Below are 21,096 nucleotides of genomic sequence, written 5' to 3' on the forward strand. Positions count from 1 at the left end.
CCAATATTGGAATTGTGCTTTGGGAATAGCCATTTGTTTTGCATATTCACTTTGAGACATTACTTTTGGGGAATAGCCTTGAATAACATTTAATTTGATATCACTTGTATATTTGCTCATATAAAAAACTGCACCTCCAATTGTTAGGTAGTGTCTAACAATTGGGGTGCAGTTCAGAGTTAAGCTTCTTTGGCTTTTCGATTAAAATGATTATATACTTTGATATTAAGGTGAAAAAAAGCAGAGTGAATGCCACTAGCCTGTAACAGCATCTTCGTAACTTTTTTTCCATTTTCAAGTTCTTTCACTTTCGGGTCCGCTAGATATAGACCAACTAATCCCTTGTGTACCATTTCATGAAAACGTCGATCTGGTAATTGACGTATACTGCTATTCGTTTGTTTCACAAAAAATAACAATCGTTCCTTCAATTCTTGTTCGTCTTGATAATAATGACAAAAATTCAGATCGTCTTCCTCTAAATCCTCTTGTTGGTCAATGTAATAATCCAATAAAATATGTAATCCTTGCATATAAGGAAAATAGCTGTCAAACACTTGATTAGCTAAGTGTTCATCCGCTTTTCCTGCCATGCCATAAGCAACCATACAAAAAATCCCGAGTGTTGATCCACTCGATGCAGAGAATTCATACCAACTTAATGATGGCCACTTTTCTTTATACGCTTGATACCATTTCTCTAATCGTGGAATTCTTTCTTCTTTCGTTACATGCTTATGCACTTGCAAGTCACTATATAGCTGCTCTAATTCCAAACAGTGAGATTGAATACTGTCATAAGAAGGAATGGTGAGTAGTGTTTCTTGGCATGTTTGAACTAATTGAGCCAAATAACCACCATCGTCTTGATCTGTGCGATATTTATAATAATTTTTCAATTGTTCATTTGGAGATAATGCATCTTCCATTGATTGATGTAACATACGAAAATCTTCCGGATCTAAAGATGTACTTCGATCACACAGATTGTCTAGATAATCACTTATAGTTTGATAGGCAACAATAAATTTAATAAAATCTTGCCATCTATCTTCAGCTAATAAGCTGTATACACTGCCACCTTGACAATGGAATTTTTTTGTCTTAATACTCGCTAGAGCCTGCTCTCTTAATTCTTGATTTGGAATTAATTCAGCTTTTTTTTGCCAATATAATAATTGTCTTGAAACTTCCGGGAATATTTTCTTGAAAACGGATCGCATGAGCAATGGAGCAAAACGCTTAACTTGATGATGCACAGTTGATACCTCTTTTCTTTTAAAAACATCAATTTTTAATCTTACATTAGTATACCATCTATTTCATTTTCATGTTTTACACAAACACATGGTTTTTATGCGTAACAGCTTTTCATTCTTCATTGATTACGAATGTTAACTTATCTACGTCACTCCCTATAACCTTTCAACAAAACAAAATACACCCGCTTCATTGGATAAACCAACAGGGGTGCATGTGTGGATAAATAACTAACTAGAATGTTTCTGCCATCAATCTGCTTCCCTCTAGCTCTGTTACAAATTCTTTTTCTATATATAGTTTATGCCAAATCATAAATATTAAAACAGTCCAGATTTTTCTACTATAATCTCCCTTGCCTTGGCAATGGCTTTCTAATAGTTCTAAAATGTAATCCTTTTTTAATAAATGATCTGTTTGACTTTCTTGAATAATATTCTTCGCCCAATCATATAATTCATTTTTCAACCAGAGTCTAATAGGCACAGGAAAGCCTAACTTCTTTCTGTCAAGCACATGATCAGGTACAATTCCTCGTGCTGCTTGTCTCAAGATGTGCTTCGTCGTTCCATTTGCAATTTTTTGGTCAACTGGTAATTCACTTGCTACACGAAATACTTCTTTATCTAAAAATGGAACACGTAACTCCAAAGAGTGTGCCATTGTCATTCGATCAGCTTTTAATAAAATATCTCCTCGAAGCCATGTATGAATGTCGATATACTGCATTTGGTGAACAGCATGATCTTTATTAACAGCCGCATATAGAGGATCGGTCACTTGTTGGTAAACATGATCTGGATAATAATGTTGCAAAATATTCTTCTTCTCACTGTTTTCGAACATCTTAGCATTACCAATATATCTTTCTGATAGCGGGGTTGTTCCACGTTCTAACAAACTTTTCCCTCTCATACCTTCTGGCAAAATTTTAGCTAAACGGTTTAATAATTGGTTTAATATGTTAGGTAGTTTATTGAAGATACGCAAGTCATGTGGCTCACGATAAATATTATAACCGCCAAACAGCTCATCCGCTCCCTCACCAGAAAGCACAACTTTCACTTGCTTACTTGCTTCTCTTGCTACAAAGTACAACGGTACAGCAGCTGGATCTGCAAGCGGATCATCCATATGCCAGATGATTTTTGGCAATTCCTTAACAAATTCTTCTGGCGTAATCATGTATGCGTGATTCTCTACACCCAACTTCTCTGCTGTTTCCCTTGCAACATCTACTTCTGAATATCCTTCTTGTTCAAAGCCTACAGAGAACGTTTTTATATTAGGGTTATAAGCTTTTGCCATTGAAACGATAATAGAAGAATCAATTCCGCCTGATAAAAACGAACCTACAGGAACATCACTTCTCATATGCATCTTAACCGAATCATATAGGGCATTTTGAATACGATCTATCCAATCTTTTTTCTCTCGCTTAACAGGATGAAAAGATGGTTCCCAATAAGTATTAAAAGTAATCGTTTGGTTTCTTTGTTTCACGAAGTAGTGACCTGGTTCCACCTTATAAATATTTTTGGACATAGACAATGGTTCAGGTACATATTGAAAACTATGATAATGCTGTAATGCTTCTAGACTAACTTCCTCACCATCTAAATGTGTTAAGCTTTTCTTTTCGGATGCAAATTGTATATCTTTATCTGTTTTCTTATAATAAAGTGGCTTAATGCCAAACGGATCACGAGCACCATATAATGTTTCTTCTTGCTTGTCCCATATAAGAATGGCGAACATACCTCGCAATTGTTTAAAAGCTTCTTCACGATAGTGATGAAACATGGAGATAATAACTTCTGTGTCTGAGTCTGTATCAAATTTATAACCATATTGAATCAACTCATTCCTTAATTCAATGTAGTTATAAATTTCCCCATTAAACACCATCCAATAACGCTCATTTTCATATGAAAAAGGTTGGTGTCCGTTATCTATATCTATAATACTTAATCTTCTAAAAGAAAAAGAAACATATTCATCTTCATAATATCCTTCATCATCTGGCCCTCGGTGTGTAATAAGTGTATTGGGACGGTATAATTGATTCTCTTCAGTTAATAATTTAGGCTCATTTCGTAAAATACCAATAAAACCACACATTGCTTTAAATCTCCCTTTTATTTAAATATCTTTTATCTTTAACATTTAATATAGACGTTTGTCATATGATTTTCGTTTCACTAATACTCATATTTTACCACTTTTATAATAAAATACTAGCTAAAAAAGCACTAGGCTTGCACCTAGTACTTTAGCAAACACTACTCTTTTATTGTACAAACTGCTGCAGCGCTTCTACTTTATCTGTACTTTCCCACGGAAATGCAACATCTGTTCTTCCAAAGTGTCCATATGCTGCTGTTTGACGATAAATCGGCTTACGTAAATCAAGCATCTTGATTATTCCAGCTGGACGTAAATCAAAATTAGCTCGTACTGCTTCTACCAATTTTTCCTCATCTACCTTGCCGCTACCAAATGTATTAATCGAAATGGAAACAGGTTCTGCAACACCAATTGCATATGCAAGTTGTACTTCACATGCAGTTGCTAATTCAGCTGCAACAATATTTTTGGCAACATATCTTGCGGCATATGCAGCTGAACGGTCTACCTTAGTTGCATCTTTACCACTGAATGCTCCGCCACCATGACGCGCATAACCACCATACGTATCAACAATGATTTTTCTTCCTGTTAAACCTGCATCACCTTGAGGTCCACCAATAACAAATCGACCGGTCGGATTGATGAAATATTTTGTCTGATCATCTAATAAATTTGCAGGAACAATTGGATTAATGACATGTTCTCTTAAATCCGATTGAATTTTATCCAATGGAATATCCGGGTGATGTTGCGTAGAAATAACAATGGTATCGATACGAATCGGCTTATCATTTTCATCATATTCAACTGTAACTTGTGTTTTTCCATCAGGTCTTAAATAATCTAATGTTTTATCTTTTCTCACATCTGCAAGCTGTTTAGCTAATTTATGTGCTAATGCAATTGGCAAAGGCATTAATTCCTTCGTTTCATTATTGGCATAACCAAACATCAAACCTTGGTCTCCAGCCCCAATCGCTTCAATCTCATCATCTGTCATGTTTCCTTCACGTGCTTCTAACGCTTGATTCACACCACCCGCTATGTCCGGTGATTGTTCATCAATTGCTGTCATCACAGCACATGTTTCTGCATCAAATCCAAATTTTGCTCTGGTATATCCAATTTCCTTAATCGTATTTCTAACGATTTGTGGGATATCTACATATGTTGAGGTAGTTATTTCTCCAGAAACTAATACTAACCCCGTTGTTACTGTGGTTTCACAAGCCACACGAGCATTTGGATCTTTTTTCAAAATTTCATCAAGAATCGCATCAGAGATTTGGTCACTAATTTTATCTGGGTGTCCCTCCGTTACTGATTCTGAGGTAAATAATCGACGATTTGCAGCCATTCTGCTAAATCTCCCTTCTCACACTTCTAACCACTATTAAAAATTGCTGAATAAACCTATTTTACGTCTTCCTTATTTATTCTGCAATGATAATGTGTTATATCTTATTAAGTTTTTTAACAATACATTGCTATACTTAGCATATATTTTTTGACGATAATAATACATTCGATTGTTATCGTAACGGAAGGATTTATCCTTGTCAATATAAATTAAACGCATTATTAATGGATGCGACAAGTCCCATTTGCACACTTGTTTTTAAAGATTCTATAACGATTGCGTGCGATAAAACGGTAGATCGGATTACCAATACGATCGGCGTATGGTAAATAAGCAAGCAGTCCTAACCAGCTTGTGAGCACACAACGAAGTAAAATATATCTAATCGCATAGAAGCCTTTTAATAATTCTCCGTCCGGACGCTGTAAATGAATTTCTCCTTCTAAAGCTTTTTTATCTTCTTCTGAGAGCGTAACTCTCTGTTGATAGTATTGTAACGATTCCCATTGAAAAACACGGAACCAATCAATGCTTTTTATTATTTTTTTACTTTGTTTACATAGATAACAGTTTTCGTCATATAAGATAAGTGTTTTCATTCTATCGCACCTCCTATTACTAGTATTCCACTTCTTTTCACTAATTAAGCATCGATCTTTTAGTAGATAGATAGGCAAGCACACATCTTTATATATTGCATAAAGTATAACAAAACATTGGATTAAGGAGCCATCATGATGAAAAAACATTACTTTTTATTTATGCTGTTTGGGTTACTATTGTTCGTTACTGCTTGCAACAATTCAAGTGATTTAACCAAAGTAAAAGTTGCTGAGGTAACTAGAAGTATCTTTTATGCACCACAATACGTTGCGCTAGAAGAAGGTTATTTTGAAGAAGAGGGTTTGGAAGTTGAATTACAAACTATTGCTGGCGGAGATAAAGTAATGACCTCACTTATATCTGAAGGATCAGATATTGGATTAGTCGGACCAGAAACGTCGATATATGTAGAAGCTCAAGGCGCAGATGACCCGATAATTAACTTTGCCCAATTAACACAAACAGACGGTACTTTTCTTATTGCACGAGAACCCGTAGAAAATTTTTCGTATGAAGATCTAAGAGGAAGTGAATTTTTAGGTCAACGTAAGGGTGGCATGCCACAAATGGTTGGAGAATATGTACTAAAAGAACACGGCATTGATCCACATCAAGATTTGAATTTAATTCAAAACATTGATTTCGCAAACATTGCTAGTTCATTTTTATCCGGCACTGGTGATTATGTCCAATTGTTTGAACCAACTGCTAGTCAATTTGTGAAGGATGGAAACGGTACGATTGTTGCCTCATTTGGCGAAGATTCCGGTTATGTGCCTTATACAGCATTTATGGCAAAGAAAAGTTTCTTAGAAGAAAATCGCGATACAGCTAAACGGTTTACACGCGCATTATACAAAGCACAACAGTTCATACAAAAAACAGACCCTGAAACAATCGCCAGCATTGTTCAGCCCTATTTTGAAGAAACAGAACTAGAACTATTAAGTGCTTCTGTCGAGCGTTATCAAGCACAAGGATCTTATGCAGAGAATCCTGTTTTAGATGAGGAAGAATGGAATAACCTTAAATCTATTATGGATGAAGCAGGCGAACTCCCAGCAGATATTAAACATGAAGCTATCGTTAATACAGAGATCGCCAAAGAGGTTATGAATGAATAAGGAGGTTATATTCCTTGAGTTTTTTACAACTGAAACAAATCACCCATTATTACTTTAACCGTTCAAGTTATACGAAGGCTTTAGATAATATCTCAATCTCTGTAGATGAAGGCTCATTTATTTCACTACTTGGACCGAGCGGCTGTGGCAAAACAACCTTATTATCCATTATGGCCGGAATCATCCATCCAACATTCGGTAGTGTATTAATAAATGATAAACCGTTAGAAAAGAATCAAAGAGAAATTGGTTATATGCTACAGCAAGATTATTTATTTCCTTGGAAAAATATTATTGATAATGTATTGATCGGTCCAAAAATAGTAGGAAACAAGCAGAAAGAAATGACCGAAAAAGCAAAACAATTGTTAGTAGACATGGGATTAGAGACAGTAATAAAAAGTTATCCGAACAACCTTTCAGGTGGGATGCGTCAGCGCGTTGCACTTGCTCGGACATTGATTACTAATCCTTCTTTGCTTTTGTTGGATGAACCTTTTTCTGCACTTGATTTTCAAACAAAATTGAAGCTAGAGGATTTTGTTTCAGCGTTATTAAAACGATACAACAAAACATCCATATTAGTTACCCATGACATTGGTGAAGCGATCGCAATGAGTGATCAAATTTATTTAATGCGTGCGAATCCTGGAGAGATTCATCAACTATTTGAAGTTCCTATCGAAGTACGCGACCTGTCTCCTTTCGAGGCTCGTAAGCATATCAAATACCAACATTTATTTGATCGTATTTGGGAGGAGTTGAATAGCCTTGAAACAAAATCAACAATCGGATAAACAATTGTTTGACCGCCACGTTAAAAAAATCAAAGCCGATAAACGCCATACAAGATACATGCAACTATTACTCTTCCTTTCATTCTTTATACTTTGGGAGCTTTCAAGTCAATTTCATTGGATTGATCCACTAATTTTCAGTTCTCCATCAAGAATCGTTTCGTTATTATATGAAAATATCTTGAATGGAAATCTGTGGTATCATATGCGTGTCACTGTATTAGAAACAATTGCAGGTTTCTTTATTGGTACAATAGGTGGGATTATCATTGCATTCTTGCTTTGGAATTCAAGAAAACTGTACGACGTGCTTGATCCATATTTAGTGGTATTAAACGCTTTGCCAAAAGTTGCTTTAGGACCAATTATCATCGTGGCATTGGGACCCGGTTATTTCTCTATCATTATGATGGGGGCAATTATTTCAATCATTGTCACTAGCCTGGTCGTCTATAGCGCTTTTCGTGAAGTGGATAAAAATTATATTACTGTCTTACAAAGCTTTGGAGCGACGAAATGGCAATGTTTTAAAGAAGCTGTCTTTCCTGCTTCCCTTCCTTCTATTATTTCTACTTTTAAAGTGAACGTTGGATTATCTTGGGTAGGCGTTATTGTCGGAGAATTTTTAGTAGCTGCCAAAGGATTAGGGTATTTAATTGTCTATGGTTTTCAAGTGTTTAACTTTACGCTTGTATTGTATAGTTTATTAGTTATTGCCTTTATCGCAGCGATCATGTACCAAGGAGTCAATAAGTTTGAAGCATGGTTAATTAGGAAAATATAATGCTTATTAGAAAAAAATCAGAAGATGAAAAAATAGAAGCTTGCTAAGCACAGCTTCTATTTTTTATTTATATTCATTATTTTATTGATTTGTTTCAAGCTATAGGGTAATACTTGATCTTTCATAATAAAACTGAACATATGGTTGCTTGTAATCTGTTCTGGTAGTTCTTCTAATAACACCGGACCTTCTGTTTCAAAATAATCGGATTGTTTCATTAATAAACTCACTTCGGCAAAATATATGTTTTTTGCTACATGCTCTGTTTTTCCTTTTACATAATATTGCCCAACATAAGTTAATGTCTTGATTAATCCACCGGTTTCTTCTTGCACCTCACGAATGGCTGCTTCTTCTGGTGTTTCCCCTGCTTCTACTTTTCCACCCGGGAACTCTAATCCTCGATTTTTATGCTTTGTTAGTAGCCATTGATCCTCCAATTTGCAGATAATCCATACATGCTTTGGATTCTTCTCAAATGGATGATCTTCAAATGATAATCTCACTTCATTGGCATAATAATCTGTAAACACTTCCATATATGTCCCTCTTTATATCACATGTTTTGCTCTTATTGTAACATCTTTTCAGGCATTTTCTTAGCCATTGTGGTTAATTTTAGTGATTATCCAATTTCCTTGTTTATAGCTCATTTCAATACTTATCACATAGTTACCATACATGTCGCTTTGATTATTTTGTGTTATATGATACGTATTATCCGCTATTTTTTCTTTTTGATAATCTTTACCTTCTACAAACCATGGTGGTGTTTCTGTAGGTAAAATATATAATCCATCTTCTTTTTCTTTATAGTAATAATCTACATATGTTTTGGCTACATCCCTTGTAGTAACACGTTCAAAAGCTTGATACAATTCTTCTGTTGTATTCATCTGCTTTACTTTATTTGTTGTATCGACCTCTTGGACAAGAGTTTCCATAAATTGATTTGTTTTTTCTATTATTATTTCATGCGTAAGTTCTGTTTGATTGTCTTGAGCTGCTTGAACGACAAGTTGTTCTTTGCCTTTATTTGCTACAGCCAGCTCTGTCCCTTGCACAGCATTTATATCGTTTGAAGGCTTAAGTTCATTTGTTTCTTGATATGAAAATATAATTATTGGAATAATAGCTAGTAGGCTAATAAGTATTTTCGCTCGTTGTTTTTTCATTTCTCCCACCCCTTATATTCTTCTATACCTTTTATTTCTATCCCTTAAACACGTTCTATCATTTTTTTATTCTATATATATAACGTATTAACGAGCGAAAAAAGTTTCTTTATTTGCAAAAAATTAAAAGAAAGTTACCTCTAATACATCACAAAAAGAAATCCAGTTTACTTCTTCATCATTCACTATTTGAATCGAACCGTTGTCTGTATTGACTTTTTTAATTTGACCGGAATAATAGATTAATTGTTGTGGATGATATGTTCGAATTTTGACTCCTATCTGTTTATGAAAGGCAAATGAAATGTCTTCTGAAAGCTGAACTAACTGCTGTTCATCAAGTACTGGTTTATCATATTTCTTTTGCTCATTGTGATGTTTTCTTAAAACCGCCTTATGTTCAGGAAGAACCATTCGACTAGATTCCCACATTATATTATATCCTGGTGTTAATTTATTCGGTCTCACGCCATTTCCTCCTCTACTTATAATGTCCTCCAATTTTATTTGCGCGTTCATGTACTTGACCTGCTGTCATTAAGGAGGAGGCACGCACAACAGCGGTTGGTCCATACTTTTCATACATGCGGTCAATAGCTTTGCTTAAATTTTCTTTTTCCTCTGTTCGATCAAATAAAGAAAGCTGGTACGTATCTGCTTTTTCCAATTGTCCTAAAGTAATTCCAATCGATCGAACAGGTAAGCCATCCCAAAATTTTTCAAACAAACGAACAGCTACACGATAGATATCTACTCCAAAATATGTTTCCGTAACTAGCTTCTGCTGTCGATGAAAACCAGTGGGTAGATCAAAGTCAATTCCTCTTGCAGTAACAGCTATACTTTTCCCTAGGTAATCTTGTTTTCTTGCACGCCTAGCAACCTCTTCACTCAACTCGAGCAGAATTACTTTTATATCATCTAAATGATAATAATCCTGTGGCAATGTCATTTGATGCCCGATGGCTTTTTGTTGTTGGTGTGTTTGGCTGGTAACAGGGCTATAATCAATCCCATTAGCTGTTCGCCATAATACCTCTCCATTAATCCCCCACCTTTTTTTCAGCCAATGTAATGGATAATTGGCAACATTACCAATGGTATGCAATCCCATCTTTGTTAGATGCTTCTCCATCTTTGATCCAACTCCAAATAATTTACCGACAGGAAGTGGCCATAAATGTGTCTGTAATTTTGTGTGATCTAGTTGAAAAATGCCCTGTTTATTTTTTTTGGCGTAAACATCACACGCCATTTTAGCTAATACTTTATTCGGACCAATTCCTATTCTTGCTTGAACACCTATGTTTTCTACAATTGTACGTTGTATTTTTTCAGCGATTTGAGCAGGGGTGCCAAACAAGCGTTGACTTGCTGTTAAATCAATAAACTGCTCATCAATCGAATATACTTCAATTTCATTTGAAAATTGCTCCAAAATTTTGGTTATTTGATAGGACACATCAATATATAACTGCATGCGGGGTCGAACAACTACAGCCTCTGGACATTTGTTTTGCGCTTCCCATAGCGGTTCTGCTGTTTTCACGCCATGTTGTTTTGCAATTGGACAGGCAGCCAAAATAATACCACTTCTCTGTTTCGGGTCACCGGATACAAGTACAGGCTTAGTAGCCAAAGTTGCATTAGCCGCTTTTTCAACAGAAGCATAAAACGACTGCATATCGACTAAAAAAATAACTTTATCCAAATTGTCCATCCCCTTTTATTTAATAAAGAACAAGCGTTCGTATACATTATATACGAACGCTTGTTCTTTTAAAAGTGGTATTTTTTGTTAAACATCAAATCCACTCTATTAATTTATGACGCAATAATTTATTTGACGCATTTCGTGGTAGTGCATCTACCATATGAAATGCGGTAGGTATTTTATATTTAGCTAAATGTTTACTGCACATTTCTTTTGCTATGTTTAAATCGAACGCTTGATTAACTACAACAAAAGCAACTGGTACTTTCCCCCACCGGGCATCTTCTTTCCCCACTACACCAGCTTCAACAACGCCGTCTATCTGCAATAAAACATTTTCTACTTCAGCGGGATAAATATTCTCTCCTCCTGAAATAATCAAGTCATTTCGTCGATCGACGACATATAAAAAACCATCCTCATCTAAATAGCCTACATCGCCAGTCGGTAGCCAATTCTCTTGTCTTACTAGTTCCTGCTTGTAATATCCTTGTGTAACCATTGGACCTTTAACAAAAATTTCACCAACAACAAGAGGAGCTGCAGTTTGTTTATCTTGCATGATTTTTACTTCGGCAGAAAAAAGTGCTTTTCCTGCTGAGCCTGTCTTTTTGAATGCATCATTCGGGCTTAATGTAGCAATTTGTGATGCGGTCTCTGTCATTCCATACGTTTGAAAAACAGGAATCTGGTAACTTGTCGCTTTTGTCAAAAGCTGTTCTGATGCAGGCCCTCCACCTAAGAGCATACAACGAAATGATTCTGGATACCGATCTGTTTCTAACTGTTCGATTAGACGATCCAGCATGACTGACACAACCGAGACAATTGTTATCCCCTCATTTATAATGGCGTGATTAATTCGTTTTGGTTCAAAATGATCCAATAAATAAATCGGCATACCATAAATAATATTTTTCATTAATAATGAAAAGCCACCAACATGAAATAAAGGCAAAGTAGCAAGCCATTTATCTTGTTTATCTAAACCCAAATTAAGCATAGAAGAAATAGCACTCCACCAATGATTTCCATATGTATGAACAACCCCTTTTGGATTGCCCGTTGTACCTGACGTATAAATAATGGTATAAATATCATCAAGATTTATAGTTTGCTGCAGGGTGGCGTTGTCTTGAGTTAATTGATGAATCTCTGTGAAAGAAAAAAAGGAATTATTATGTGCAACAGATAAATCATCGACAAACGACCGTTTTTCTTCTTCAAATAATAAAAACGATACATCTGCATCTTTTAATTGAAATTGAATTTCTTGTTGTGTTAAGCGAGTATTAAGCAAGACCGCAACAGCATGAATATAGCTTAATGCATGAACCGCTATGATAAAATCTAAACGATTATCTGTATAAAGAGCAACATGTGATCCTTCCTCCACGCCAATGGATCGAAGTTTTTTTGCGAACGATTTGGCTTCATTTCGCAATTCATAAAAAGATAGCTTTCCAAATGAAGGTGATTCAATCGCAAGACCTTCACTGTTCAATTCAGCTTGTTTCTCAAGCCAATGAGGCATTTGTTCACCCATAACTATAGACAACTCCTATCTTTACATCTCATATCAAGCCTCTAAATTTATTTATTATTAGAAAAAAGACGAACAACATTGCTCGTCTTTTTTACGTGTTTAAGGGAATCTTGGGAATTTTTTAAAGTCTGGCTTTCTTTTTTCTTTAAAGGCATCTCTACCTTCTTTTGCTTCATCGGTTGTGTAGTACAACAACGTTGCGTCGCCACCCATTTGTTGTAAACCAGCTAATCCATCCGTGTCAGCATTAAATGACGCCTTTAAGAAACGAAGTGCAGTAGGTGATTTCTCTAACATTTCTTCACACCATTGCACTGTTTCCGCTTCTAACTGATCCAATGGAACAACCGTATTTACTAAGCCCATATCAAGTGCTTCCTGTGCATTGTATTGACGGCATAAATACCAAATTTCACGTGCCTTTTTATGACCCACAATACGCGCCAAGTAACCAGCACCATAACCAGCATCAAAGCTTCCAACTTTCGGACCTGTTTGACCGAAAATCGCATTATCTGCAGCAATCGTTAGATCACAAACAATATGCAAGACGTGTCCGCCACCAATTGCATAACCAGATACCATAGCAACAACAGGCTTTGGAATTACTCGAATTAAACGTTGTAAATCAAGCACATTCAATCGAGGTACTTGATCCTCTCCTACATAACCACCATGTCCTCGTACTTTCTGGTCTCCTCCAGAACAGAATGCGTCATCTCCAACACCTGCTAGAACGATCACACCAATATTCGAATCGTCACGTGCATAAGAAAATGCATCAATTAATTCTTGAACCGTGTGTGGACGAAATGCGTTTCGAACTTCTGGTCGATTAATAGATATTTTAGCTATGCCATTATATGTTTCATAAAGAATATCGCTATATTCTCTTTCGTTTTCCCATTTTATTGTCATGCTTGTTCCTCCATTCGTAAAATAAAATCCTTAACTATTGTATCAAATTTTTCTCTTTGTTCCACATGAATTGCATGTCCTGCATCAGAAACGACTACTAATTCAGCATTTTCATACTGTTGTTTCATTTCTTCTGCTATTTTAACAAACTTTTCATCTAATGCACCAACAATAAAAAGCAGCGGTTTATTAATCGTCGCTAACTTATCCCACCATGAAGGCTGCACTCCTGTTCCCATTCCCCTTAATGAAGCAGCTAAACCACTAGGAGATTGGGAAAGACGTTCTTCTTTTATTCGATGACGGACCAAGTCAGGCAAATGTTTTTGCGAAGAGAATAACGGTAGCTTCTCCCAATAAGCAACAAATACAGGAATGCCTTCTGTTTCAATCCGATCAGCCAACGCATCATCTTTCGCTTGACGGGCTAATTGTTCATCGATAGTATCTAAACCTGGAGATGCACTTTCTAGACTTAGCGAATACACGCGACTTGGATGAAGCATAGTAAAAGAAAGTGCAGCTCGTCCTCCCATAGAGTAGCCTATAAGATGTGCTTGTTCAATCTGCAATTGATCAAGTATATTTACCAAATCATCACAAAAAGCTTCCATTCTCATCGGCTTATCCATCTCAGTCTTACCATGCCCTGGTAAATCAAGCGAAATGCACCAATGACTTTTCGAAAATATAGAAATGGTTTGATCCCAAGTATTGTTTGTACTAGTAAAACCGTGCAAAAAAATCATTGGAATGCCTTTTCGTTCTCCAAAGGTCTCTACCCAATAATTACAATCGTTTGTTGTTAGATACATTTATATCATCCTCTATAAGCGATGCAATTTCTTTCCATTTGTTTTCATGCCAATGCGCATTTTCTTCCCGAATTGTTTTTAATTCAATAACAGAAAGCCCTGGACGTTTGTAGCTCGCTTCTAATGCTTGTTTGTATTCGCTCCAATCAGTAGGATGTGTGTAATGACCTTGATATAATTGCACTGTATGTGCTAAATCAATATCCAAAGGGGTACCGAATAATGCTTCATAATAAGGTGACTGTTGTTTAGCTTGTGGCAAGAAAGAAAAAATCCCACCACCGTTATTGTTTATTAAAACAATCGTCATATCTAATTGATAGTGTTTTGCCATTAACAAACCGTTTTGATCATGAAAAAAAGATAAATCACCGATCAACAAGGTGACCCGTTTATTTGCTGATGAAGCACCTAATGCACTTGAAATCACACCATCTATACCATTGGCACCTCGATTACATAACATTCGGATAGACTTATTAGTTGAGAACCAAAAAGTGTCTATATCACGAATAGCCATGCTATTACCAATGAACAGTGTACTATCGTCAGGAATTAAATCAGCCAAACCAAGTACTGCATCCCCTTCTGTTAAGGAATGTTTATCTTGCGTTCGTAAAATGGAAACAGCATGCTGATTCCATTGTTGCCACTTTGCAAGCCAATCCGTATCAAACGGAGGCGGAGAAAACGACATTAACGAACGACATAGCACGCGAGGTTCTGTATAAAGCATTGTAGTCTTGTGACCGACAGGCTCTCTAAATCCTTCCTTTTCCTCTACAACATAGTGATCGATGTTATCATGTTCTTTTAGCCACAGCATGTATGCCTTAGAAATAGGCATTGCACCAAAACGAATAACGAAATCAGGTTTGATATGTTTACGATTAGTAGCATCCTTCAATATCGCATCATAACTTTCAATCACGACGTCTTTATCTGCTTCCCCTTGACGTAATTGCGAAAGTGGATCAGCGAAAACAGGAAACTTCCATTCCTTAGCAAACGCGATTATGTCAGCCTGTGCTTCTTGATTTTCCATTGGTCCACAAACAATAATTCCTTTTCGATATTGTTGTAGCTGATTATATAATTGCTGTAATTGATTAACCGAAAGTTGCGCATAGCCTTGTGCTACCTCCAGTTGAGATCTCGTTCTATCTGCTCCCCATAAATCAGAAAGGGAGAAATCCGGAACAAGTGGTTCACGAAATGGAAAGTTTAAATGTATGACTCCTTTATTCGTTGCATTCGATAGATGGTATGCTCTAGCAGCAACAGAGCGAATATAAGACAAACTCATCTGTGTCGCATCAGGTAATGATAGCTCTTGAAACCACTTTGTATACTCACCAAAAAGCCGCAATTGATTAATGGATTGCGGTGCGCCAACATCTCGTAATTCATGTGGTCGATCGGCTGTAAACACTAATAAAGGGACACGGCTATAATGTGCTTCAATAATAGCAGGGTAATAATTTGCCGCAGCCGTTCCGGAAGTACAAACAAGTGCCACTGGACGATTCGTTTGTTTAGCCATGCCGAGTGCGAAGAAACTAGCCGAGCGCTCGTCCATGTTCACCCAAGTTTTTATACTTGGGTGATGGGTGAACGTCATAGCTAATGGTGTGGATCGAGAACCTGGTGAAATAACCACGTTAACTAATCCATTTGTAGCTAACTCGTCAACAAACTGTGCGACATATCTTGTAAGTTGTTCTGTGTGATTCATTCGTTTTCCACCTCTAACGCATCCAACATAGGTGTGAATTTGATTAAAGTTTCCTCATACTCAGACATCGGATCGGAATCTTTTACTATTCCACACCCTGCAAATAAAGTTGCCTTTTTCGCCTTAATTAGTCCAGAACGTATTGCGACTGCGAATTCGCCGTTTTGATTCATATCAAACCATCCAATTGGCGCACCATACCACCCACGTTCGATTGGTTCAAATGATCGAATAAATGCAGTCGAAGCATCTCGTGGTAATCCCCCTAAAGCTGGGGTAGGATGCAAATGCTTCACAACATCAAGAATCGTGTAGTCGTTCTTCAGTTTTGCGGTTACCGGTGTATATAGATGCTGCAAATTTTTCAATGGATAGACACGTGGACGATCTGGAATATCTACATCCGTGCAAGAATGAGAAACAGCTTGTTTAATCATTTGTACAACATAATCATGTTCTTCTCTGTTTTTATCATCTTCTATTAAACGATCTGCAATACGCTGATCTTCTGACTCCGTTTCCCCTCTAGGAGCAGTGCCAGCTATACATGCTGAAAATAACCGCTCCTGCTCGACACGAACAAGACGCTCTGGTGTTGCACCAATAAAACAGGATTCTCCTTGTTCAAAAGCAAACACAAAGCTAGATGATTGTGCCTCAGCTAATTGCCGTAGAGCCAAAGAAATAATCGGTTTTGCTTCAAAATGGACGCTCATTTCTCGCGCTAATACAATCTTAGCCGCTTGATCTTGCTTAATATGATGTATTGCTTTCTCTACTAATTCAACCCATTGCTCAGAATTACTTTGTTCCTTTTGAACAACGGATGCTTGTGTCTGATCCAAGTGCAAGGTCTCAAGTAAATAAGCTGTTTGCTGTTCAACCTCTTTATATAATTTCTCTATTTGATCATTAGGTTCAACCATTAAATTAATCGTTAAATAGTAAGTTGACTCATTACGAACAACCAAGTATGTCGGAATTCTAAAATGGCTACCATTGAAATCTTTCCATACACCTTCTAGCTGTTCTTGTGAATCAAAAGGAAACCCACCAAAAGCAACTGGGCCTGTCCCGGTCTGTTGGCTGTCGTTACATACAATGGCTTCATCTGTTAGCGCTTGCCATTGTTTTTCAATATCATTGTAGACATCTTCTGTCGCTTGAAAAGCTTGAGATTCACCAACACCAACCAAATAAAAGTCATCTGCAACACTTGACCAAAACACACGATCAGGTGATATATGTTTTGCACGCTCAAACACAGCAAACGGATTAACTGGATCTATTCTCTCCGTTATACTTATAAGACGTGCTGTTTTTTCTTCCCTTACTGTTTGACAAGCATCTTCCAATAAGGTTTTTATTGTTTTTTCCTTTACTTCAATCATCATCAACCCTCCGAAAATGATAGGGGTTTTTACATAAATATATATGATTTATTCTTCACTATCTATTTTGACTAAAACTTTCCCCAACTCTATTCTATTCTCTTTTTCATGGTTTCTCAACAATCACGCTTTTTATAAACACTAGAAAATAACTAAGTTACTATGCATTTATAGTGTTTTAGTGATATATTGCACAAGATATCTTTTTATTTTATTTAAATGAGGGAATATATTCCTGTCGTAAATTGTGTCAATTTGTTGACAGGTTCACATTCGTTCTCTAAACTTATTATGATATCATCACATGCATACCATACCATGAGCAAGTTTTTCTTTCATATAATAAGAATAACAAGATGCTCCATTATTTTTAGATAAATAGAGGTTTTTATACGAGAGTTAGGAGAGAGTAAGAACATGCAACCATTAGAAAATAAAACATTACAAGCTACATTAAACGAAAGACCTGGTCTTCACGTTTGGTGGCGTCTTTTGCGTCCTCATACATTAACAGCTTCTTTTGTCCCGGTCTTTATCGGTACGATGCTTGCTATATTAGATGGATCCATCCAATACTTATTATTTGCTGTTATGCTTCTTGCAGCCATGCTCATTCAAGCAGCAACGAATATGTATAATGAATATTATGATTATGTACGAGGGTTAGATAACGAAAATTCTGTAGGAATCGGTGGTACCATTGTAAGAGACGGTATTCCAGCTAAAAAAGTATTGTATTTAGCGAACACCTTTTTCATATTAGCTATGCTATTAGGCGTGTATATTTGCTTACAGTCCAATTGGTGGGTAATGGTTGTTGGGCTAATTTCTATGCTATTTGGTTATTTGTATACAGGTGGGCCATATCCAATTGCATCAACGCCTTTCGGTGAATTAGTATCTGGATTTTTCATGGGTACTATGCTAATAGGAATTAGTTATTTTGTACAAACAATGACGATCTCTAATGATATGATTTTAATATCGATCCCAGTAGCAATCTTTATCGGAATGATCTTACTAGCTAATAACATCCGCGATTTAGATAATGATAAAGTAAACGGCAGAAAAACAATTGCTGTATTACTAGGTCAACATAAAGCCATCCTATTTTTAGCAGCTTCTTTTATCGTTAGTTATGCATTAACGATCGTGTTTATCGGATTAGGGATTTTGCCAATCTGGTCACTAATCGCATTATTAAGTGCTAAAAAAGCAAAACAGGCTGTTGAGCAATTTCGCGGGAAGAAGACAAACGTGGAAAAAATACCAGCAATGGTTGCGACGGCACAAACAAACACCATTTACGGTGCATTACTTGGTTTTTCCTTACTAATACAAATATTCATTCCTTTTTCACTGTAAAACATTAAATATATATGATATATTGCACAGCAAGAGCAAACATTGTTCTTGCTGTTATTATTAGGAGGAAAAGCAAATGAACTTTCATGATACATTAATAAGTCATTTAGAGATGGAGTTAATCACAAACCAAGCAAATTTGGTTGAAATGAAGATGCCTGTCAGTGACAAAACAAAGCAGCCAATGGGATTCCTTCATGGTGGAGCAACGGTTGCATTAGCTGAAACCGCCGCGAGCATAGGCGGATTAGCAAATATCGATCCGACAAACCAGCTTGTATTCGGAATAGAAATAAACGCGAATCATATAAAAAGCAAACGTGATGGGTGGATTATGGCTCGCGCAACACCTAAACATATTGGTAGTAAAACAATGGTTTGGCAAATAGATGTTGTTGATGAAGCAGAACAACTTATCTCTACAGCTCGTTGTACACTTGGAATAGTGGACAAACAATAAGGGCGTACAAAAAATAATTCAGTTGACTATTCTGATTTACCAACGTTATTGACGTCGAACCTTAAAAAAACCCCAAAAAGTTAATTTTATACTCTAACTGTTTGGGGGGTTATACCCACTAGTGTTGCATCAATGTAATTAATTTACATTAGTTTTAATAATTGTTATCAAAACAAACATTCATGCTTGAAACGCAGATGAAATACACTCGCTTTCCGCGGGCACGGCCTCAGCTAACTTGGTAAAGAAAAACACTTTACCAAGTGGATCTTCGGACGCGTGCTTTTCCCGCAGGAGTCTCGCATATTTCCTCTACTTAAGTGCCTATATTCAAACAAGAATATAGGCTATTTACAAAAATAAAAAATGCTCCTATTGTAGAAGAGAGACCATACTTGTTCCCAAATCTTCTACAAAGGAGCACAAAATGTGTACTAAAAGTATAGGTCATAAACAGCTAATTAGTCAATGTTCATCTGTATTACCAACAGAATTTTTTCTTCTCCACTATTAAATTATGAGTATGACAAGCTTTCTGTATATGCATTAATGAAAGTGTTTGTTGCTGCGCAACTAGATAAATGGGAATCCTATGATGATATGGAAGAAAAACTTCGAGCTAACCCAGACTTTTGTCGATCGATCGCTTTACCTAGTATTAGTGGCTCTCAGTTAAGTCGAAGAATTAATGCGTTGCCCACAGAATATGCACAACAGCTCTTTCAACGAGTGGTACACATCATTCAAGATATGACGAAAGGTCATAAAGGAATAAATAAAGCTGTCGGACGCTTGAAAATTGTTGATTCTACGCATTTGAAGCTACCACCCGCCCTTTGTGATTGGGCGTTTGTCACCAAAGGTTGGAATGTCGTGAAAATGCACACCCGTATTGTTGTTGTTTCAGAAGATATCTCCTATCCAGATAAAATCATTCCTTCCACAGGCAACGTCGGTGACGTTGAAACAGGTGAGTTACTTGTGGAGGAAAATAATGCTACTTATCTGATGGACAGAGGGTATCCTTCGAAAAAGAATGTGACTGCTTGGGTAGATAAGGGGATCAATTTTGTTGTTCGTATTACTAAAAGAATTACAGCGACACCAATAGAAAGGTATGAGTGTCAACACCTTTCTGTGCTTACAGATGCCAAAGTGCAGTGTAGTTATTCTAAAAAAGCCCTTCGATTAATTGAGTTTACTGATGAAGCAGGAACGTTATATCGCTTGCTAACAACGAGATGGGATTTACCTGCGGAGCAGGTGATGGACCTATATCGTCATCGCTGGATGATTGAAACCTTTTTTAAATGGGTAAAACAACATTTAAGATTAGTTAAGATTTGGAGCACAAAACCACAAGGCATGTGGAATCAAATGTTTCTCGCTTTGGCAGCTTATGGATTAGCTTTAATCCTTCAATTACAAATGAAAACAAAAAAGAAGCTGTGGCATTTTTTACGTCTAATGCGTACGTATATGTATAAACCATATGATGCATTCAAAGAAGCGCTTTTCAGAAAGAAAAGCAAAACAACTCGAGGACGACAGAAAATACCGATACGTAAAACAATGACAATGTTTGAAGGAACAATAGCCATGATCAAGCCACAAAGAAAGAAATAAATGAAGCTTTAATTCTACAACATAATATACAAAAAAAGAGAACAAGGTCTTCTTTATGACCCGGTTCCCTTTTTAAAATTTTTCTTAATAAATCATATGGTGTTTTTTTGATTAAATGGTTAAAAACTCTATTGACGCAATGCTAGTGGGTTATACCACTTTTACTTAGGGCTTTATTATCAATTATTCAACTCTATTGATTGCTAAAAAATTAACACATTTTAATAGTTTAAATACAGTACGTACATTTTAAAACACAAGGCGATACAGTACTTATTCTTTTATGATTCTTT

At 36.4% G+C, this 21,096-nt stretch carries 19 protein-coding genes; 6 read left to right on the forward strand and 13 right to left on the reverse strand.

The window, feature by feature from the left end; all coding sequences use genetic code 11:
- Window positions 1-179: 179 nt before the first annotated feature.
- The 4 genes from HP569_RS13790 to HP569_RS13805 form a co-directional block, all read right to left on the reverse strand.
- A complete protein-coding gene (locus HP569_RS13790; protein WP_425501883.1) occupies window positions 180-1,259 on the reverse strand; it encodes a tetraprenyl-beta-curcumene synthase family protein in 1,080 nt (359 codons plus the stop codon).
- A 235-nt stretch (window positions 1,260-1,494) separates the two neighbouring features.
- Window positions 1,495-3,381, reverse strand: coding sequence for an asparagine synthase (glutamine-hydrolyzing) (asnB, locus tag HP569_RS13795; protein ID WP_182201742.1), 1,887 nt, complete (start codon window positions 3,379-3,381; stop codon window positions 1,495-1,497).
- 169 nt (window positions 3,382-3,550) lie between these two features.
- Entirely contained in the window at window positions 3,551-4,747 is a 1,197-nt protein-coding gene (metK, locus tag HP569_RS13800; RefSeq protein WP_182201743.1) for a methionine adenosyltransferase, read from the reverse strand.
- A 224-nt stretch (window positions 4,748-4,971) separates the two neighbouring features.
- Window positions 4,972-5,349, reverse strand: a complete 378-nt coding sequence (locus HP569_RS13805; protein WP_182201744.1) for a thiol-disulfide oxidoreductase DCC family protein — start codon at window positions 5,347-5,349, stop codon at window positions 4,972-4,974.
- A gap of 138 nt (window positions 5,350-5,487) precedes the next feature.
- On the opposite strand from HP569_RS13805, the gene HP569_RS13810 reads away from it, so the two are divergent.
- The 3 genes from HP569_RS13810 to HP569_RS13820 are packed head-to-tail and all read left to right on the forward strand — an operon-like array spanning window position 5,488 to window position 8,058.
- Window positions 5,488-6,477, forward strand: coding sequence for an ABC transporter substrate-binding protein (locus HP569_RS13810; RefSeq protein WP_182201745.1), 990 nt, complete (start codon window positions 5,488-5,490; stop codon window positions 6,475-6,477).
- 14 nt (window positions 6,478-6,491) lie between these two features.
- Window positions 6,492-7,274, forward strand: coding sequence for an ABC transporter ATP-binding protein (locus HP569_RS13815; RefSeq protein ID WP_182201746.1), 783 nt, complete (start codon window positions 6,492-6,494; stop codon window positions 7,272-7,274).
- The gene (locus HP569_RS13820) at window positions 7,249-8,058 is read left to right on the forward strand and encodes an ABC transporter permease (RefSeq protein ID WP_246367281.1); all 810 of its coding nucleotides are present in this window, start codon (window positions 7,249-7,251) and stop codon (window positions 8,056-8,058) included. The genes HP569_RS13815 and HP569_RS13820 overlap by 26 nt, the downstream gene beginning before the upstream one ends.
- Before the next feature lie 56 nt (window positions 8,059-8,114).
- Here the strand turns inward: HP569_RS13820 and ytkD are convergent, their stop codons facing one another.
- The 9 genes from ytkD to HP569_RS13865 all read right to left on the reverse strand — a co-directional run bounded on the left by ytkD (window position 8,115) and on the right by HP569_RS13865 (window position 17,352).
- Window positions 8,115-8,597 carry an RNA deprotection pyrophosphohydrolase gene (ytkD, locus tag HP569_RS13825; protein ID WP_182201747.1) on the reverse strand — a complete coding sequence of 161 codons (483 nt, stop codon included), beginning with the start codon at window positions 8,595-8,597 and terminating at the stop codon, window positions 8,115-8,117.
- A gap of 60 nt (window positions 8,598-8,657) precedes the next feature.
- Window positions 8,658-9,233 carry a hypothetical protein gene (locus HP569_RS13830; RefSeq protein ID WP_182201748.1) on the reverse strand — a complete coding sequence of 192 codons (576 nt, stop codon included), beginning with the start codon at window positions 9,231-9,233 and terminating at the stop codon, window positions 8,658-8,660.
- 123 nt (window positions 9,234-9,356) lie between these two features.
- The gene (locus HP569_RS13835) at window positions 9,357-9,701 is read right to left on the reverse strand and encodes a YolD-like family protein (protein ID WP_182201749.1); all 345 of its coding nucleotides are present in this window, start codon (window positions 9,699-9,701) and stop codon (window positions 9,357-9,359) included.
- Window positions 9,702-9,714: 13 nt separating this feature from the next.
- Window positions 9,715-10,944: a DNA polymerase IV gene (locus HP569_RS13840; RefSeq protein WP_281366466.1), complete on the reverse strand. Its 1,230-nt coding sequence runs from the start codon at window positions 10,942-10,944 to the stop codon at window positions 9,715-9,717.
- A 94-nt stretch (window positions 10,945-11,038) separates the two neighbouring features.
- Window positions 11,039-12,493 carry an o-succinylbenzoate--CoA ligase gene (locus HP569_RS13845; RefSeq protein ID WP_182201751.1) on the reverse strand — a complete coding sequence of 485 codons (1,455 nt, stop codon included), beginning with the start codon at window positions 12,491-12,493 and terminating at the stop codon, window positions 11,039-11,041.
- 99 nt (window positions 12,494-12,592) lie between these two features.
- Window positions 12,593-13,411, reverse strand: coding sequence for a 1,4-dihydroxy-2-naphthoyl-CoA synthase (menB, locus tag HP569_RS13850; RefSeq protein ID WP_182201752.1), 819 nt, complete (start codon window positions 13,409-13,411; stop codon window positions 12,593-12,595).
- Window positions 13,408-14,226: a 2-succinyl-6-hydroxy-2,4-cyclohexadiene-1-carboxylate synthase gene (gene menH / locus HP569_RS13855; protein ID WP_182201753.1), complete on the reverse strand. Its 819-nt coding sequence runs from the start codon at window positions 14,224-14,226 to the stop codon at window positions 13,408-13,410. Before menH ends, menB begins: the two co-directional genes overlap by 4 nt.
- Window positions 14,201-15,961 carry a 2-succinyl-5-enolpyruvyl-6-hydroxy-3-cyclohexene-1-carboxylic-acid synthase gene (gene menD / locus HP569_RS13860; RefSeq protein ID WP_182201754.1) on the reverse strand — a complete coding sequence of 587 codons (1,761 nt, stop codon included), beginning with the start codon at window positions 15,959-15,961 and terminating at the stop codon, window positions 14,201-14,203. The genes menH and menD overlap by 26 nt, the downstream gene beginning before the upstream one ends.
- Entirely contained in the window at window positions 15,958-17,352 is a 1,395-nt protein-coding gene (locus HP569_RS13865; protein ID WP_182201755.1) for an isochorismate synthase, read from the reverse strand. The genes menD and HP569_RS13865 overlap by 4 nt, the downstream gene beginning before the upstream one ends.
- 417 nt (window positions 17,353-17,769) lie before the next feature.
- Here HP569_RS13865 and HP569_RS13870 point away from each other — a divergent pair, with 417 nt between their 5' ends.
- From HP569_RS13870 to HP569_RS13880, 3 genes are all read left to right on the forward strand, one after another.
- Window positions 17,770-18,717, forward strand: a complete 948-nt coding sequence (locus HP569_RS13870; protein WP_182201756.1) for a 1,4-dihydroxy-2-naphthoate polyprenyltransferase — start codon at window positions 17,770-17,772, stop codon at window positions 18,715-18,717.
- A gap of 76 nt (window positions 18,718-18,793) precedes the next feature.
- Window positions 18,794-19,177 (forward strand): hotdog fold thioesterase, encoded by a 384-nt coding sequence (locus HP569_RS13875; protein WP_182201757.1) that lies wholly within the window; start codon window positions 18,794-18,796, stop codon window positions 19,175-19,177.
- A 549-nt stretch (window positions 19,178-19,726) separates the two neighbouring features.
- Complete coding sequence (locus tag HP569_RS13880; protein WP_246367284.1) at window positions 19,727-20,803, forward strand: IS4 family transposase; 1,077 nt, start codon at window positions 19,727-19,729, stop codon at window positions 20,801-20,803.
- Window positions 20,804-21,096: the final 293 nt, after the last annotated feature.

Origin of the sequence: Paraliobacillus salinarum, assembly GCF_014083865.1 — a bacterium.
Lineage (GTDB): Bacteria > Bacillota > Bacilli > Bacillales > Amphibacillaceae > Paraliobacillus > Paraliobacillus salinarum.